The sequence below is a fragment of the Paenibacillus sp. LHD-38 genome (genome assembly GCF_031157315.1).
In the GTDB taxonomy this organism is placed as follows: Bacteria; Bacillota; Bacilli; order Paenibacillales; family Paenibacillaceae; genus Pristimantibacillus.
Genome location: NZ_JAVIFU010000013.1, coordinates 59,931 through 76,788, shown reverse-complemented (window position 1 = coordinate 76,788; position 16,858 = coordinate 59,931). Strand labels below are relative to the sequence as shown.

Annotated in this window: 20 protein-coding genes; all 20 read left to right on the top strand. The window is 47.8% G+C overall.

Features of this window, described 5'->3' with window-relative positions; all coding sequences use genetic code 11:
• Positions 1–6 precede the first annotated feature (6 nt).
• A complete protein-coding gene (mtrB, locus tag RCO25_RS13275; RefSeq protein WP_308996629.1) occupies positions 7–228 on the top strand; it encodes a trp RNA-binding attenuation protein MtrB in 222 nt (73 codons plus the stop codon).
• 158 nt (positions 229–386) lie between these two features.
• The gene (locus tag RCO25_RS13270) at positions 387–965 is read left to right on the top strand and encodes a hypothetical protein (protein ID WP_308996628.1); all 579 of its coding nucleotides are present in this window, start codon (positions 387–389) and stop codon (positions 963–965) included.
• Positions 966–1,087: 122 nt separating this feature from the next.
• Entirely contained in the window at positions 1,088–1,957 is an 870-nt protein-coding gene (locus RCO25_RS13265) for a heptaprenyl diphosphate synthase component 1 (protein ID WP_308996627.1), read from the top strand.
• Positions 1,958–1,966: 9 nt separating this feature from the next.
• A complete protein-coding gene (locus tag RCO25_RS13260; RefSeq protein WP_308996626.1) occupies positions 1,967–2,677 on the top strand; it encodes a demethylmenaquinone methyltransferase in 711 nt (236 codons plus the stop codon).
• Positions 2,678–2,679: 2 nt separating this feature from the next.
• A complete protein-coding gene (locus tag RCO25_RS13255) occupies positions 2,680–3,555 on the top strand; it encodes a UbiA-like polyprenyltransferase (protein WP_308996625.1) in 876 nt (291 codons plus the stop codon).
• Entirely contained in the window at positions 3,549–4,223 is a 675-nt protein-coding gene (locus RCO25_RS13250; RefSeq protein WP_308996624.1) for a UbiX family flavin prenyltransferase, read from the top strand. Before RCO25_RS13255 ends, RCO25_RS13250 begins: the two co-directional genes overlap by 7 nt.
• Positions 4,186–5,034 (top strand): menaquinone biosynthetic enzyme MqnA/MqnD family protein, encoded by an 849-nt coding sequence (locus RCO25_RS13245; RefSeq protein WP_308996623.1) that lies wholly within the window; start codon positions 4,186–4,188, stop codon positions 5,032–5,034. The genes RCO25_RS13250 and RCO25_RS13245 overlap by 38 nt, the downstream gene beginning before the upstream one ends.
• 8 nt (positions 5,035–5,042) lie before the next feature.
• Positions 5,043–6,017: a polyprenyl synthetase family protein gene (locus tag RCO25_RS13240; protein WP_308996622.1), complete on the top strand. Its 975-nt coding sequence runs from the start codon at positions 5,043–5,045 to the stop codon at positions 6,015–6,017.
• Between the two features lie 29 nt (positions 6,018–6,046).
• Entirely contained in the window at positions 6,047–6,490 is a 444-nt protein-coding gene (ndk, locus tag RCO25_RS13235; RefSeq protein WP_308996621.1) for a nucleoside-diphosphate kinase, read from the top strand.
• 29 nt (positions 6,491–6,519) lie between these two features.
• Entirely contained in the window at positions 6,520–7,299 is a 780-nt protein-coding gene (locus RCO25_RS13230) for a CheR family methyltransferase (protein WP_308996620.1), read from the top strand.
• A 73-nt stretch (positions 7,300–7,372) separates the two neighbouring features.
• On the top strand, positions 7,373–7,540 hold the full coding sequence (locus RCO25_RS13225) for a hypothetical protein (protein WP_308996619.1): 168 nt from the start codon (positions 7,373–7,375) through the stop codon (positions 7,538–7,540).
• 198 nt (positions 7,541–7,738) lie between these two features.
• Entirely contained in the window at positions 7,739–8,908 is a 1,170-nt protein-coding gene (gene aroC / locus RCO25_RS13220) for a chorismate synthase (RefSeq protein ID WP_308996618.1), read from the top strand.
• A gap of 2 nt (positions 8,909–8,910) precedes the next feature.
• Entirely contained in the window at positions 8,911–10,011 is a 1,101-nt protein-coding gene (aroB, locus tag RCO25_RS13215) for a 3-dehydroquinate synthase (RefSeq protein ID WP_308996617.1), read from the top strand.
• Positions 10,011–10,379 (top strand): chorismate mutase, encoded by a 369-nt coding sequence (gene aroH, locus RCO25_RS13210; protein ID WP_308996616.1) that lies wholly within the window; start codon positions 10,011–10,013, stop codon positions 10,377–10,379. The genes aroB and aroH overlap by 1 nt, the downstream gene beginning before the upstream one ends.
• A 360-nt stretch (positions 10,380–10,739) precedes the next feature.
• Entirely contained in the window at positions 10,740–12,311 is a 1,572-nt protein-coding gene (trpE, locus tag RCO25_RS13205) for an anthranilate synthase component I (protein ID WP_308996615.1), read from the top strand.
• Entirely contained in the window at positions 12,311–13,363 is a 1,053-nt protein-coding gene (trpD, locus tag RCO25_RS13200) for an anthranilate phosphoribosyltransferase (protein WP_308996614.1), read from the top strand. Before trpE ends, trpD begins: the two co-directional genes overlap by 1 nt.
• The gene (gene trpC, locus RCO25_RS13195; protein WP_308996613.1) at positions 13,350–14,150 is read left to right on the top strand and encodes an indole-3-glycerol phosphate synthase TrpC; all 801 of its coding nucleotides are present in this window, start codon (positions 13,350–13,352) and stop codon (positions 14,148–14,150) included. The genes trpD and trpC overlap by 14 nt, the downstream gene beginning before the upstream one ends.
• A complete protein-coding gene (locus RCO25_RS13190) occupies positions 14,147–14,824 on the top strand; it encodes a phosphoribosylanthranilate isomerase (RefSeq protein ID WP_308996612.1) in 678 nt (225 codons plus the stop codon). Before trpC ends, RCO25_RS13190 begins: the two co-directional genes overlap by 4 nt.
• Positions 14,821–16,026, top strand: coding sequence for a tryptophan synthase subunit beta (gene trpB, locus RCO25_RS13185; RefSeq protein WP_308996611.1), 1,206 nt, complete (start codon positions 14,821–14,823; stop codon positions 16,024–16,026). Before RCO25_RS13190 ends, trpB begins: the two co-directional genes overlap by 4 nt.
• Positions 16,013–16,822 (top strand): tryptophan synthase subunit alpha, encoded by an 810-nt coding sequence (trpA, locus tag RCO25_RS13180; RefSeq protein WP_308996610.1) that lies wholly within the window; start codon positions 16,013–16,015, stop codon positions 16,820–16,822. Before trpB ends, trpA begins: the two co-directional genes overlap by 14 nt.
• Positions 16,823–16,858: the final 36 nt, after the last annotated feature.

The window sequence follows — 16,858 nt, the reverse complement described above, 5'->3', positions numbered from 1 at the left end:
ATAACGATGGAGCCTACACATGGCGAGTATATTATCGTAAAAGCAAAGGATCAAGGCGTGCAAGTCATCGGTTTAACACGCGGACTGGACACGAAATTTCATCATACGGAAAAGTTGGACAAAAACGAAATATTAATTTGCCAGTTTACCGATCATACTTCAGCAATTAAAATTCGCGGTAAAGCGGTCGTTATGACGAAATACGGCACAATGGAAACCGACCAGTAATATCAAGCGAGCAAGCAGGCGATGCCTGCTTTTTTTTTTTGCGCGCTTGCGTTTCGAATATTCATTCTGTACCGCTCGTACAATGTGATAAGAGACTTATCACATGAAGAGACCTGTATAGCAGGTTTTATTAAAGAGCCCTGAATTGGAGGTACAGAATGAAAATCGGAAAACCACTGTTTGCGGCGTGCGCGACCGCTTTGGCAGTAACTTTATTGTTCACTTGGCTTCCCCATACAGTATGGCAGAATACGGTAAACCGGGATGAGGTTGCTGTTTTTCGCGCTTCGCCAGCCGTTAGGCTTACTAATAGCAATTTAGTTGACGTACTTGTTGCCATCCAGCTTAATGAGCGTTTAAAAAAGGCGGATTGGAGCAACGGGGTATTGTCGGTAGATATGTTGGTCAGCACAAGCGGGGGAAGACCTGCGTTATGGTTTGCGGACGTAGAGAAGCTGGTACGTGTTTCGTTCCTGCAACTGGAGAATGTGAAGCGTATTCTTATCCGAATGGTAGAAGAACGTACGGATGGTCCAGCACTGCTTGCAGCTGTCGACGTCAGGAAAACGGATGAATGGCTTATCAACGAAATGCAGCATCTCTCGCAGGCAGATCCGGTGCATGACGAGGTGTGGCGCGAGAGGCTGAGAGTTAGCTTCACATCAGCGTGGGAGGAACGATTCGGGCCTGTAGCGGGATTTACTGTAAAGCCTTCCTTCATTTCGCAGGAGGAATAGGGTTGTATGTTGCAATTTGTTGAACAAGCAGGCTGAATCGTATGCTCTTTAGAATAAGTTGTGCTATAATAGTTTAGATTATTGAGCGGCGATTTGCGCTTCTCTGTTCGGAGGCTTCCCCAATGAAAACATACCGTGTACCTGAAATAGCTCAAAAGTATGTGGAATATGACATGATCCAAGAGCATACTGCTCTTCCTGAATTAGCGAATGCAAGGCTGCGCCTGCTGCATGCCTTCCTAAGTCAGCAGCAGTCTTTACAGACACACAGTGAGCTCTTTACGCTCGTCGTATCTCTCGTTCAGCTAGGAATGGATACGCATGATCTAATCGATACGCAGCAAGAGCAGCGCACTGAAGCAGAGATGCGTTCGAGGCAGCTCAAGGTGCTCGCTGGGGATTACTTTAGCGCGACATTTTATCAACTGCTTTCGCAAGCAGGCCAAATTGAAATGATTGCAAAAATCAGCAGCGCGGTTAGCGAAGTAAACCGGCTGAAGGTCAATCTTTATATTCGGATGAGGCAGAATAAGCTGTCAGCAGAAGATTATCTAGGCTACTCCGTACAAATTAAAAGCACCCTGTTCCACATTTTCTCTGATCTGCTGGAAGGGACGCTTTCCCGTGTTTGGTCAGAGGTTCTTAATGGTCTCAGTCGATGTGAGGTATTGGTTGATGAGATCGCACGAAGTGAAAGCTCAGATCGGTTCGATCAGGGCTGGGCATATTGGCACTTCATGCAAGTCGCTACGGATGAAGAGCATCAACAACTAACAATGCGTACCTATGAGTGCGCATTTATTCACGGTTTGGCGGAAAAATATAATGTGCGCAGCCAACTTAGGGCGAAGCTGAAGCTCTCAGCAGATTCAGTGAAAGCCGCGGCTGGAAAGCTGGAATCGGACAAGTTGCTCGGTGAATTGACTTCAATTGTCGATACCTTGTTACACGAACAAACCGGTTACACGCCCGCACTCAACGAGACGAGGTGACCTGCTAAAATGGATACGAACTCCAAGAGCCATGTGCATGGCGTATTTGAACGGATTGCGCCCAAATATGATTTGATGAACGATTTGATCAGCTTTCGCAGACATAAGGCTTGGCGGAAGGTGACGATGAAGAAAATGAACGTCCAGGAAGGACAAACGGCGCTTGACCTTTGCTGCGGAACCTGTGACTGGACGATTGCTTTAGCTGACGCAAGCAAGACTGGTAAGGTTGTCGGTCTTGATTTTAGCCAGAACATGCTGGATGTCGGTGCTCTGAAAGTAAATAAGGTGGGCTTGGACAAACAGATTACTTTGGTACAAGGGAATGCAATGAGCTTGCCTTTTGAGGATCATTCCTTCGATTTTGTTACGATAGGTTTTGGCCTTCGCAATGTGCCTGATTATTTGCAGGTGCTGAGGGAGATGCAGCGTGTCGTCAAACCAGGCGGGCAAGTTGTATGCTTAGAAGTGTCTAAACCAACCTGGCAGCCATTTAAAGCGATGTATAATTTATATTTCGAACGTATATTACCTGTCATGGGTAAGGTCGTCGCCAAAAGCTTTCAAGAATATAAATGGCTCCCTGAATCTCTAAAAATGTTCCCCGGAAGGCAGCAGCTTGCAGAGCTGTTTGTAGAAGCTGGTCTTGAACAGGTAAAGGCATATCCTCTTACTGGCGGAGTAGCTGCGCTGCATATGGGGACAAAGGAGAAGAAATAGCAATGATTCGCAAATTACGTATTATTTTAGAAATGATTAAGTTTGAACACACGGTTTTTGCATTGCCTTTCGCTTTTATGGGTGCTATTCTAGGTGCGGTTATGATGGAGCAGCGGTTGCCTTCATGGGCAGAGATCGGATGGATTACGCTTGCGATGTTCGGAGCCCGAAGCGCGGCAATGAGCTTAAACCGCTTGATTGACAAAGCGATTGATTTACGAAATCCCCGAACAGAGAAACGGGCGCTTCCTGCCGGTTTATTGAAATCAGCGGAAGTATTGCTGTTTATTATTGTTTCGTTCGTTTTATTATTTGTCGCTAGTGCGAACTTGGCGCCGATTGCGCTGAAATTGATGCCAATCGCGGTTGCGCTGCTCGTGCTTTATTCCTATACGAAACGCTTCACGTGGCTTTGTCATCTGGTACTGGGCTTTACGATCGGTCTCTCGCCACTTGGCGGATGGGTAGCTATTACTGGTCAATTTGATCTTGCAGCCTGGATTCTCTATATTACTGTTGCGCTTTGGATTGCCGGCTTTGATATTATTTATGCGACGCAAGATTTCGAGTATGACCGCGGTGCGGGTCTATACTCCATTCCAGCTCGCTTCGGAATTGCTGGTGCGCTGTGGATAGCGCGCTGCTTGCATGTCGTTACGGCAATCGGCTTCGTTACTTTGTTTTGGATGACTGATCTAAGTTGGATGTATCTGCTTGGTACGCTAATTTCGATTTCCTTGTTGTTTTACCAGCACTGGATGGTGCGTCCAAATGATTTATCACGCGTTCAAACGGCGTTCTTCGGAATGAATGGAACGCTAAGCGTCGTGCTTTTCTTATTTGTTATCGTTGATTTATTGGTCATTCACCAATGGTAGAAGAGATCAAAACGGTTGCCAAGTCGGACTGGACGAAACGATGGGTTGTTGGCATAACTGGCGCCAGCGGATCTGTTTATGGCATACGTCTGATTGAAGTTCTTTTGCTTATGGAATACGAGGTTCATCTTGTAGTGACTGAAGCAGGCTGGAGAGTAATAAAGGAAGAACTTGGCTGGGAGACCGCTCGTCGCTCGGCTGCGCTTGAGCTGCGCTTTGGCGATGCTGTTGCTGAGCAAAGGCTGGTGTACCATCCGAATGCGGATATCGGTGCAAGCATCGCAAGCGGTTCATATCGCGTTCAAGGAATGGTTATTGTGCCGTGCTCGATGGGGACGCTTGCGTCGATCTCGCACGGCATTTCCGATGATTTGATGACTAGAGCCGCAGATGTGATGCTGAAAGAGAATCGTAAGCTTCTCATTGTGCCAAGAGAAACGCCGCTGCATGCGATCCATCTGGAAAACATGCTGACGCTTGCCCGGCTTGGCGTTCGAGTGATTCCGGCTATGCCGGCTTTTTATTACAAACCGCAAAGCATGGAAGAGATGATTGACTTTTTAGTTGGAAAAATACTTGATAATATGACAATCGATCATGATTTGTACAGAAGATGGGGAGATGAACAGAATGGGCATGAATCGCCCGATCACCATCGGAAGAATTGATTACGCGAACGCATGGCCGCTATTTCATCAGTTCGAGGAACGAGCGGATTGGAAAGGCTTCGAGGTCGTTAAACGCGTACCTTCTGAATTAAACCGAATGCTGCAAGCTGGTGAATTAGACGTATCGGCAATTTCGTCCTTCTCATACGGACAAAATGCCGATGATTATGTACTGCTGCCTGAATTGTCCGTCGGTTCTGTCGGTAATGTGAATTCCATCCTATTGTTTATGAAGGAGCCGATTTCACGCAAGCGGCCAGAACGCATTTCGATGACGATGACATCGGCAACATCAGTAAATTTATTGAAAATTTTAATGGCTATGTACTTTGAATGTAAGCCGGAATATGTTACGGCAGAACCTGTTCTTGAGAAAATGCTGGAAACCTCTGATGCCGCACTGATTATTGGCGACCCTGCCATTCATGCTTCTTGGCTGAATCATGGACTTCATGTTATCGATTTAGGACAGTTGTGGAATCAATGGACGGGGCTCGGGATGACCTATGCTGTTGTCGCAGCGCGCAAAGAAGTGGCAAATGCAGCGCCTGAAGCTGTACAAGCTGTATATAAGGCGTTGAATGCGAGCAAACAGTATAATAAGACACATCTCCGTCCGCTTATCGAACAAGCCTGCAAGCAGCTTGGAGGAGAATCGACTTATTGGGAGATGTACTTTCATTCGCTTCAATATGATTTCGGGAGCAAGCTGCAAGAAGGACTTAAATTGTATTTTGATTATTCCAAGCAGCTCGGTCTGCTTAAGAATGATGTGGAGCTTACTTTTTTTGAAGACCAATCTGCCCAATAGGTGAAAGAATGAAACTACTAGATTTGTATGCAAAGATGAAAGGCGACCTAAATCAGATCGAACAAGAGCTGGTGCGGAGCGTAACGGATGACCATGTGCTGCTCGGCGAAGCTTCTTTGCATCTGCTCAAAGCCGGCGGAAAGCGGATTAGGCCTATAATCGTGCTGCTGGCTGGCAAGTTTGGTGATTATCGGCTGGAAGTGATGAAGCGTGTCGCGGTTCCTCTAGAGCTTATTCATATGGCATCGCTTGTTCATGACGATGTTATCGATGATGCGGAAACACGTCGCGGACAGCTAACCGTAAAATCCAAATGGGATAACCGTATTGCGATGTATACGGGTGATTTTATTCACGGTAAAGCGTTAACCATAGCTGCTGAGCTTCCTAATCCGCAAATCCATCAAATTTTATCGAACGCTCTTGTGCAAATGTGCGTCGGTGAAATGGAGCAAATTCGCGATTTTTTCAATACCGAGCAATCGATACGGAATTATTTGCTTCGGATCAGGCGGAAAACGGCTTTGTTAATCGCCATAAGCTGCCAGCTTGGCGCCGTTGCCGCAAATACAGATCGGAAGACCGCTAATCGCTTATATCGATACGGTTATAATGTAGGCATGGCTTTTCAGATTCGTGATGATTTGCTTGATCTTTATGGTACGGAAAAGCAGATCGGGAAGCCCCCAGGGTCGGACATGCGTCAAGGAAACATCACGCTCCCTGTTCTCCTTGCCCTGAAGGATGCTGAAACCCGTGAACCGTTATTGAATGAAATCTCTTCCATTCGTGAGTCTGGGGGCAAGAGGGATACCAGCCGAGCTATTGAAATGATTCGAAAGAGCGACGGCGGCGAGCAAGCCGATCAGCTGGCGAACCGCTACATAAAAAAAGCTCTGCATGCTTTAGAGGGATTACCCAATATAACAGCGAAGAAGAACTTGATGGATATTGCACATTTTGTCGGTAAACGTAATTACTAATCCTGCAAAGTAGAAAGGAATGGTTGTAGATGGAAAGAACTTTTCTGATGATTAAACCAGATGGCGTTCAACGCGGGTTGATCGGAGAAATCGTTTCGAGGTTTGAAAGAAAGGGACTGCAGCTGTCGGCAGCCAAATTCATGGTTATAAGCCGTGAACTTGCGGAGCGACACTATGAAGAACATAAGGGGAAAGGCTTCTATGATCCTCTCCTTGATTTTATTACATCTGGACCTGTATTTGCGATGGTTTGGCAGGGCGACAACGTGATTGCTTTATCCCGCGCGCTCATTGGCAAAACGGATGCGATAGACGCGCTGCCGGGCACGATTCGCTCTGACTTTGCTGTACATACGAATTTCAATCTCATTCATGGCTCTGATTCGGCTGAGAATGCAGAAAGAGAAATCGGCATTTTCTTCCCGCAGTCGGAAATAGTTAATTATGAACATTCAATTCAAAAGTGGATATAATTACCTCGCCAATCGCGATGGAGGAAACTATGCACCAGGATCAAGATTTTGCACAATTTATTATTCGGATAAAGCATAAGACCGCCATTGATTTATCGCAATACAAAGAAGCACAAATGAAACGCAGGCTGACCACGCTGCGAATGAAGCACGGCTTTCAAACATTCGAGGATTACTGGAAGGCAATTGAACAAAATCGCAGCATGCTGAATGAATTTCTGGATCGCATGACGATAAATGTATCGGAATTTTGGAGAAACCCATCCAGATGGGATGTTTTGCAAAAACGCTTTTTTCCTGAAATGTTTAGTTCCAATAATCGTTTAAAGGTGTGGAGCGCCGCATGTTCAACAGGCGAGGAGCCTTATACGCTTGCGATGATTTTATCGGAGCTTGGTGCCTTACAGCGTTCGTCCTTGCTGGCGACCGATCTGGATTCGGGCGTATTGCAAAAGGCGATGGAAGGCAGTTACTTGGAGCGTTCCTTGCGCGATGTGCCTCCTGCATGCCGGCAAAAATATTTCAAAGAAGCGGAAAGCGCTTTTTTGATTTCGGATTCATTAAAAAAATTTATTCAATTTAAGCAGCAAAACCTTCTTCATGACATTTTTGACAGCTCGTTTGATTTAATTGTGTGCCGAAACGTTATGATTTATTTTACGGAAGAAGCCAAGCATTTGCTGTATCAAAAGTTTTCTAACGCACTTAAGCCTGGTGGACTGCTGTTCGTTGGCAGCACAGAGCAGATATTCTCGCCTGCGCAATACGGCTTTGAGACCGCAGATACATTCTTTTACCGTCGGGTGTAATCCCGATGTATACCGTTTTCCATCTTCTCCTATACTAGTTGTAAGGTAAATGACTTGGAGGATGAAGCAACAGATGGATAAACGCAAGGTAATCGCCGCCTATAGGCGTGGTTTTATTTCAATTCAAGAATGCGCTCAAATCATTGGGGTCGACAGCTTGCAAATGACGAGGCTTGTAAATGATCCGTTGTTTGCGAAAGACGGAGCGTCTCTGATTGAGAAGAAATCGGTTAATAGTTAATAAGCCCAACATCGAACAGGCCGGGGAAAATGTCTTTATACAAGACATTTTCCCGGCCTCTTTTTATATGGCGGGAGCTGCTTCCGCGTTGTTCGAATTCTTGTCAAACCGGAAGCGCTGTACTATAATGAGCAAAGATGTTTAGTGCAGTAAAGCATAGCAGGCGCTTAAAGGCTTGTTTTGAAGGAGGAGCTTGGGTTGAGTTTAAGGTATTTGACAGCAGGGGAGACGCATGGTCCCCAATTAACAGCAATTATCGAAGGATTACCTAGCAATTTGACCATTGATTTTGAGGAATTGAACTTTCAGCTGCACCGTCGCCAGAAGGGTCATGGTCGTGGACGCCGGATGCAAATTGAGAAAGACACGGCTAATATTGTAGGGGGCGTGCGCCATGGCAGAACGACAGGTGCTCCGGTAGCGCTTATTGTCGCGAACAATGATTGGAAGCATTGGACCTCGGTCATGAATATTGAACCGATTGAAGGAAGCGATGAGGAGAAACGCAGAGTTCACCGCCCGCGTCCGGGTCATGCGGATCTGAACGGCGGATTGAAATACGATCTAAAGGATCTTCGCAACGTATTGGAGCGCTCCAGCGCCCGTGAAACTGCAGCTCGAGTGGCAGTCGGGGCAGTAGCGCGTCAATTGCTTGCTGAATTCGGCATTAAAGTGGCGGGACAAGTCATCCGCATAGGCGAAATCGAAGCGCCAGCTAACCAGCTTCCTGTCGATGAGCTGATTCGATTGACGGAGGAATCCTCCGTACGCGTCGTTGATAAAGAAACCGAACAAAAAATGACGGACTATATCGATCAAATTAAGGCAGAAGGCGACTCGATCGGCGGTATTGTGGAATGCATTATCGAAGGCGTGCCTATCGGTCTTGGCAGTCATGTTCAGTGGGATCGTAAGCTAGACGGACGCATTGCGCAAGCGGTTGTATCCATCAACGCATTCAAAGGCTGTGAAATCGGCATTGGCTTTGAAGCGGCGAAGCTTCGCGGCTCGCAGGTACATGATGAGATCATATATGAAGCGGAGCGCGGCTATCATCGGGCAACAAACCGGCTCGGCGGCTTTGAAGGCGGCATGACGAATGGTGAGCAAATCGTCGTACGCGGCGTAATGAAACCAATTCCAACGCTATACAAGCCGCTTCGCAGCGTTGACATTGATACGAAGGAGCCGTTTACTGCCCAGGTTGAACGCTCGGACAGCTGTGCTGTGCCTGCGGCAAGCGTCGTAATGGAGCATGTCGTCGCTTGGGAAGTAGCGAAAGCATTCCTTGAAAAGTTCGGGGGCGATTCCATCGAGGAAATTCGCGCAAATTTGAATAACTACCTTGAACAGCTTGGACGGTACTAAATATGCGTGAGCTAACAGTCGAACTAGGTGACCGCTCTTATCCTATCTATATCGGAGAAGGCCTCCTTCAGGAGGCTTCCGCTTATTTTACAAAACACGGAATCAGCAAGAAATCTCCGCTGCTCATCATTACGGATAGCCGAGTTGCCGATTTTCATTTGCAAGCGCTTGAGTTAGAGCTGGCTAACGCTGGGTTTAAGACAGCAAGTGTAGTCGTTCCATCAGGAGAAAGCTCTAAATCGCTGTCAATGCTGGAGTCGCTGGTTACCAAAGCGTTGGAAGTTGGTCTTGACCGCAAATCAACGATCGTGGCGCTTGGCGGCGGCGTTGTAGGGGATCTTGCTGGATTTGTTGCCGCATCCTACATGAGGGGCATCAAATTCGTCCAGGTTCCGACAACGATTCTGGCGCATGATAGCAGCGTAGGCGGCAAAGTAGCCGTCAATCATCCGCTGGCCAAAAATATTATCGGTGCTTTTCACCAGCCGGAATTAGTCTTATATGACTTGAATACGCTTCAAACGCTTCCTCCAAGAGAGGTGAGCGCCGGTTTATCCGAAGTGGTTAAGCATGGACTCATTTGGGATGAAGCATTCGTAGAATGGTGCGAAGTTAATGCGGAGAAGCTGCTTTCCCTTGATGCGGAAGCGCTTGGTTATGCTTTGTATAAAGGCTGCAGCGTGAAGGCGGCCGTTGTTTCGAAGGATGAGCGTGAGAATGACCTAAGAGCGATATTGAATTTGGGTCATACGATTGGCCATGCCTTAGAAGCTGTAGCAGGTTATGGCGAACTGCTGCATGGAGAAGCGATTTCCATCGGGATGATCGGATCGGCAAAGCTGGGACTTCGTTATGGGGCTCCAGAAGAAGTATACAGCGTGACGAAGCGCGTGCTTGCGAAATCCGGTCTGCCCGTGCGGTTGCCCGAGCACTTTGATGTCGATCGAATTATGGAAGCAATGATGCACGATAAGAAATTTTCCGAGGGGACGATGGTGTTTGTCGTGCCAACGGCTATTGGCGAAGTAGAAATCAAACCGGATGTTCCCGTGCAATGGGTGCGGGAAATCGTGGAGCAATTAAAGCAGGAGGCGGAGCTGTAATGAGTGTCAGAGGAATTCGCGGTGCAATTACCGTTGAAGCAAACGAAGAACAATCCATATTGCAGGCAACGATCGAAATGCTGAATGGTATCGTAACTGATAATGAGATCGCACCAGACGATATTTGCAGCGTATTCGTGACGGTTACGAATGATTTGGACGAGACCTTCCCGGCTCGTGCCATTCGCCAAATGAAGGGCTGGGAGCTTGTACCGCTTATGTGCGCGCTTGAGGTTCCAGTTAAAGGAAGTCTAGAGCGATGCATCAGACTGATGGTATTGATTAACACGGACAAAACACAAGCGGAAATACGCCACGTTTATTTAAAAGGTGCACAAGCGCTTCGACCAGACCTGTCTAAGGCATAATATTTTTATAAGCTCATTAAGTAAGAAATCCCTTTGTTGACGCATAGCTGTTCGTTGTTGTATATTTGGTTACGTAAGTGAGAGTAGCAGAGTCGTTTTATGAGCAGAGTTGAGATGAGTCGAGACTAGTTGAGAGTAGCAGAGATAAGCATGGAGTGAACAGGGAGTTAGCGAAAGAGCTGAACGATCGACTGCGTATGCGCGCGGCTGATGGTAAAAGTGCTGTTTCACCCTATCCAAATATGCGTATTTTCCGCTTACACACTTCCGTCATCATCTAAACCAACGCTCCTGCTCTGGCAGGAGCTTTTTTTGTACACATTAATAGATAAAGTACTTACAAAGGGAGGATGTTTCCGAATGTCAAATGAGCTGCAGCATGTTATCCGTCTTGCCGGTCAATACAATTTAATTCCAGTCGTTCGTTATATGATGGCGGACACTGAAACACCTATTCGGTTGTTTCAGCATTTCGCGAAAGAGGATCACGCCTTTTTGCTGGAAAGCGTTGAGGGTGGCGCGAAATGGGCGCGTTATTCGTTTATAGGAACAGATCCATTCATGATGCTGTATGGCAAAAACGGCGAGATGGTGCTGGAGCATAACGGAGAAAAACAAAGTCTGGGCGATAAGCCAATTGAACTTCTGAAAGCTCAGTTGCGCTCCTTCCGCAGCCCTTCGATTCCGGGGCTTCCTCCTTTTACTGGGGGGGCGATTGGATTTTTCGGATACGACTTGCTGCAATACTACGAGAAGCTGCCGGCTCACCGAATCGATGATTTAAATATGAATGACATGCAGTTTATGTTCTGCGATCAAGTTATCGTATTTGACCATTTCAAGCAGCAGCTGCAAATTGTCGGCAACGTACATATCGCTGAGGGTGCTACGGATACCGATATAGCCAAAAGCTATGAAGCAGCGATTGCCAAAATTGAAGCGACCATTGAAAGGCTGCAGCAGCCCGTCACGATTCCGGTTACGACAGGCAGCTCCGTTGAGGTGGATTATGAGCTGGGCGATATTCAATCGAATGTAACCAAAGAGCAGTTCATCACCAATATTGAACAGGCGAAGCAATATATTCGCGCAGGTGATATTTTTCAAGTCGTGCTGTCGCAGCGTTTTAGCATCGAAACCGATATCGATCCGCTGCATGTTTATCGCGTTCTGCGTACGATGAATCCATCCCCATACATGTATTACTTGAAAATGGGCGAAGAGGTCATTGTCGGCACGTCTCCGGAAGCCCTTGTGAAAGTTAACGGCGATCGGGTTGAAACGAGACCGATTGCGGGAACCAGGCCGCGCGGCAAAACGCCGGAAGAAGATAAAGCGCTTGAGGCGGAGCTGCTTGCGGACGAGAAGGAACGCGCAGAGCATTTGATGCTGGTTGATCTTGGACGAAATGATATCGGGCGCGTCTCTGAATTCGGTACAGTGAAATGCGATTCATTTATGGAAATCGAGAGATACTCCCACGTCATGCACATTGTCTCCAACGTTTCGGGCAAGCTTCATAAGGACAAGGACTTCTTTGATGCATTTGTTTCCTGCTTGCCTGCTGGAACCGTTTCGGGCGCACCGAAGCTGAGAGCGATGGAAATTATTTCGGAGCTGGAGAATGAAGCGCGCGGCGCTTATGCCGGTGCGATCGGATATTTAGGCTTTGGCGGTTCGATGGATACATGCATTACGATTCGGACGATTATTTTCAAGCACGGCAAAGCTTACGTGCAAGCAGGTGCAGGAATCGTATGGGATTCTGTTCCTGAGAGCGAATATATGGAAACCGTAAACAAAGCGAAAGGTATGCTAAAAGCAATCCGCGCTGCGGAAGCGATTTTTGCACAGCCTAAAAATACGCAAGAAAGCTTCAACTCCATTAATATGGATTATTACGTCACGGCTGGAGAGGGGCTTGGTCAATAATGCTGGGAACCGAAACGATATCGATGCAGCAAGCGCTAAATCAACTGATAAGCGGTGCAAGCCTCTCACGGGAGCAAGCAAATGCGGTCATGAGCATTATCATGAGCGGGGAAGCTACGGCAGTGCAAATCGCGGGAGTCGTTACCGCCATGCGGATGAAGGGCGAAACAAAAGATGAGATTACTGGATTTGCCGAAGCGATGCGCGCGCATTCGAGCCACCTTCATACCGAACAGGAAGGCTTGCTGGATACCTGTGGAACCGGCGGATCAGGCATTCATAAATTCAACATTTCTACGGCGTCTTCCATCATTGCCGCTGCGGCAGGCATTCGAGTCGCCAAGCACGGAAACCGAGCAATGTCAGGTAAAACAGGCAGTGCCGATGTGTTGGAAGCGCTCGGCGTGCAAATTACGATTACTCCTGAGCAAGCAGCACAATGCTTAAAGGATATTGGCATTTGCTTCATGTTCGCGCAGCTTTACCATCCTTCGCTTCGTCATGCGGCTATTCCGCGGCGTGAGCTTGGCATCCGGACTATTTTCAACATGCTTGGACCGCTTACGAATCCAGCAGGAGCAGACAGGCAGCTGCTGGGCTTATATGACCGAGCACGTACGTCAACGGTAGCCGAGGTTCTTGGCGAGCTTGGCTTGAAGCGGGCGCTTGTTGTATGCAGCCATGATGGACTGGATGAAATAAGTATTTCTGCGCCGACGCAAATTTCGGAGTTGCTAGATGGTAAAGTAAGAACCTTTGATATTACTCCTGAGGAGCTAGGTTTAACACGCTGGCCAATCGCAGATGTAATGGGCGGTGATTCGGAAGTGAACGCAGCGCTTATCCGGGCGATTTTCTCAGGAGAGCAGCAAGGAGCATACCGGGATATCGTGCTTGCTAATGCAGGCGCATGTATTTATGTAGGCGGTTTGGCGGATTCGCTCCGTGATGGCGTAGCGAAAGCGGCCGAGGTTATCGATTCTGGAGATGCGCAGCGAAAGCTCGTAAGTCTCATTCAAACGACAGGAGAGTTGGCACATGTTTCTGGATAAAATTGTAGCTACGAAACGGGCAGAGGTTGAAGAACTTGCTGCGCGATTTGACCTTGCTGAGGCAGAGAAGCAGATTGCGGCGCTTGAGAAATGCCGAGGTTTTGAAAAGGCTCTATCTGCAGCCGAGCGCAATCGGAGCATGGGACTTATTGCTGAGGTGAAGAAGGCTTCGCCATCTAAAGGGCTGATTCGCGCCGACTTTGAACCAACATTGTTAGCTGCCGCTTATGAAGCTGCCGGGGCGGATTGCATTTCGGTATTGACTGATCGTGATTATTTCCAAGGCTCGAACGAATTTCTGGAAGCTGTCAAAAATACGGTTAAGGTACCGCTTTTAAGAAAAGACTTTACGGTGGATTACCGTCAAATTTATGAAGCACGGCTGATTGGCGCTGACGCAATTTTATTGATTGCGGCTATTTTGACACCTGCGCAGCTGGGAGAATTTCATGATCTCGCCAAATCCATCGGCCTTGACGTGCTCGTCGAAGTGCATAACCAAGAAGAGCTTGAAGGCGTGCTGGAGCTAAATAAAGCAAGTCTGATCGGAATTAATAACCGAGATTTGAAATCTTTCGTCACCGATTTGAAAACCACAGAAGCGTTGATAGGCTTAATGCCTAAAAATGTTACCGTTATTAGCGAAAGCGGCATTGCAGGAAATGCGGATATGGATTATTTGCAAGCGATAGGCGCGCATGGCGTGCTGATCGGCGAGCATTTTATGCGGAAAGAAAATGTTGGCCAAGCGGTTCATGACCTAATGGGCGCGGTAGGTGCACGATGAAGCTGCAGCCGCGCATCAAAATATGCGGGCTAATGGACATTCAGACGATACAAGCGATGAACGGTCTGCCTATTCATGAGATAGGATTCGTGTTCGCACCCAGCAAGAGGCAAATTAGCGGAACGACGGCAGCAGAGCTCATCAAGGCGGTTTCGGAGTTAAAAGCAGCAAGCGGTAAGCGTCCGCTCGCGGTAGGCGTATTCGTTAATGAACAATTTGCGGGCCTGCAGGCAATTTTGGCGGAAGCACCGCTTGACATCGTACAATTGCATGGCAGGGAAACGGCAGAGTTTTGCAGGGAAGTACGCGATAAACTGAATGTTCAGGTGTGGAAAGTATTTTCGATGAATCAGGCTGCTGAAGGCAAAGCGCCAGAAACAGCAACCGAGCGGTTAACTCCGTATAAAGATGCCGTTGATGCCGTTATGATCGACGCGCCTGGCGGAGGCACGGGCCATGTATTTAATTGGGAAGCGATAAATGAATATAACCAAGCAGCCAATGAATTAGGGATAACGCTTTATGTTGCAGGCGGTTTGCATGAGGGAAATGTTCAGGAGCTGCTGAGGTCTTATTCACCTGGCGGGATTGACGTATCCAGCGGTGTTGAGACGGATGGACGGAAAGATATCGAAAAAATACGATTATTTGTAAGAAGGGTGATAGAAGCATGACACAAATACCAGATGAGAATGGCCGCTTTGGAAAGTTTGGCGGAAGATATGTACCGGAAACATTGATGAACGCACTACTCGAGCTGGAGGAAGCATATCTACATTATTCAAAGGACCAGGCTTTTCAAGATGAGGTTCACTATTTATTGCATAAATACTCGGGCCGCCCGACCTCGCTTTATTATGCTGAACGTTTAACAGAACATCTCGGCGGAGCTAAAATATACTTAAAACGCGAAGACCTTAATCATACAGGCGCACATAAAATCAATAATACGATTGGCCAAGGCGTTCTTGCTAAGCGGATGGGCAAATCGAAGATTATTGCTGAAACCGGTGCCGGACAGCATGGCGTGGCCTCTGCTACGATCGCTGCTTTGCTGGGGCTTGAATGTAAAGTATTTATGGGCGAAGAGGATATGAAGCGCCAGCAGCTGAACGTTTTCCGCATGCAGCTGCTAGGCTCCGAAGTTGTGCCTGTCTTGTCCGGGACCAGGACGCTTAAGGATGCCTGCAACGAGACGCTTCGTTACTGGGTTAGTCATGTAGACGATACGTACTACATTTTGGGCTCGGTAACCGGCCCGCATCCTTATCCAATGATGGTTCGCGATTTCCAGCGTATTATCGGCGACGAGGCGCGCAAGCAAATTTTGACCGAAGAAGGCAGATTGCCGGATTACGTCGTGGCAGCAGTGGGCGGAGGCAGCAATGCAATGGGTATCTTCTATCCGTTCATCAATGATGACAGTGTTAAGCTGCTTGGTGTTGAAGCGGCTGGCCGCGGCGTAGATACGATTGAACATGCCGCAACAATGACCAAAGGACGTCATGGCGTATTCCAGGGTTCTATGAGCTATGTGCTTCAGGATGAGCATGGACAAGTTCAGCCTGCACATTCCATCTCCGCGGGGCTTGATTATCCGGGTATCGGACCTGAGCATGCCTATTTGAAGGATTCAGGACGTGCTAATTATGTGCCGGTGACGGATGCGGAAGCACTCGAAGCGCTGCAGCTGCTATCGCGCACAGAAGGAATTATTCCAGCGCTTGAATCTGCGCATGCGATCGCTCAGACGATCAAACTGGCACCAACGCTCGATAAAAACAAAGTGATCGTGGTCAACTTGTCTGGACGAGGAGACAAAGACGTAGAAGCGATTATGGGCTATTTGGGGGTAGAAAAACATGAATCTCATTGATACGGCGTTTGCGCGCTTAAAAGCTGAAGGAAAGACAGCACTCATTCCTTTTCTTACGATGGGTGATCCGGATCTTGCGACATCGGTTGCCATTATCCAAACGCTCGAGAAAGCGGGCGCTGACATGATCGAGCTTGGTGTTCCCTATTCCGACCCGCTGGCGGACGGACCAGTTATCCAGCGTGCATCCGAGCGGGCGCTGCTTCATAACAGCATTACCTTGAGAGATTGTATCGAAATTGCTGAGCAGGCTCGCGAAGCGGGCGTAAAAATTCCTTTTATTTTGTTTACGTACTACAATCCAGTATTCCAATACGGATTAGATGCATTTTTTGAGCTTGTTCAAAGCAAAGGCATCAGCGGACTTATTATTCCTGATTTGCCGATCGAGGAGGATGAAGAGGTTCGTCAGCTGGCTGAAGCAGCAAATGTACATCTCATACCGCTTGTCGCGCCAACCTCGAAAGCTCGTGTCACTCGCATATCGCGCAAAGCCAGAGGTTTCGTTTATTGCGTATCGTCACTCGGCGTTACGGGCGAAAGAGCAGATTTCCATACCGGGATTGATGAGTTTCTTGGCATGGTTCGCGAAGCCACAGATTTACCGATTGCGGTTGGCTTCGGAATTTCGAGCCGCGAGCAAGTTGCTCGCTTTGAGAAGCAATGCGATGGCGTTATCGTAGGAAGCGCAATCGTACGTCAAATTGAAGAAGCTATTCCTAAGCTGCAGGACCCTGCTCAGCGTGAAGCTGGTCTTAAACAAATTGGCGATTTTGTCGTTCAGCTGAAGGGATAATGATTCCCTAGTTAGACATGTTCATGCAAGCAGCAG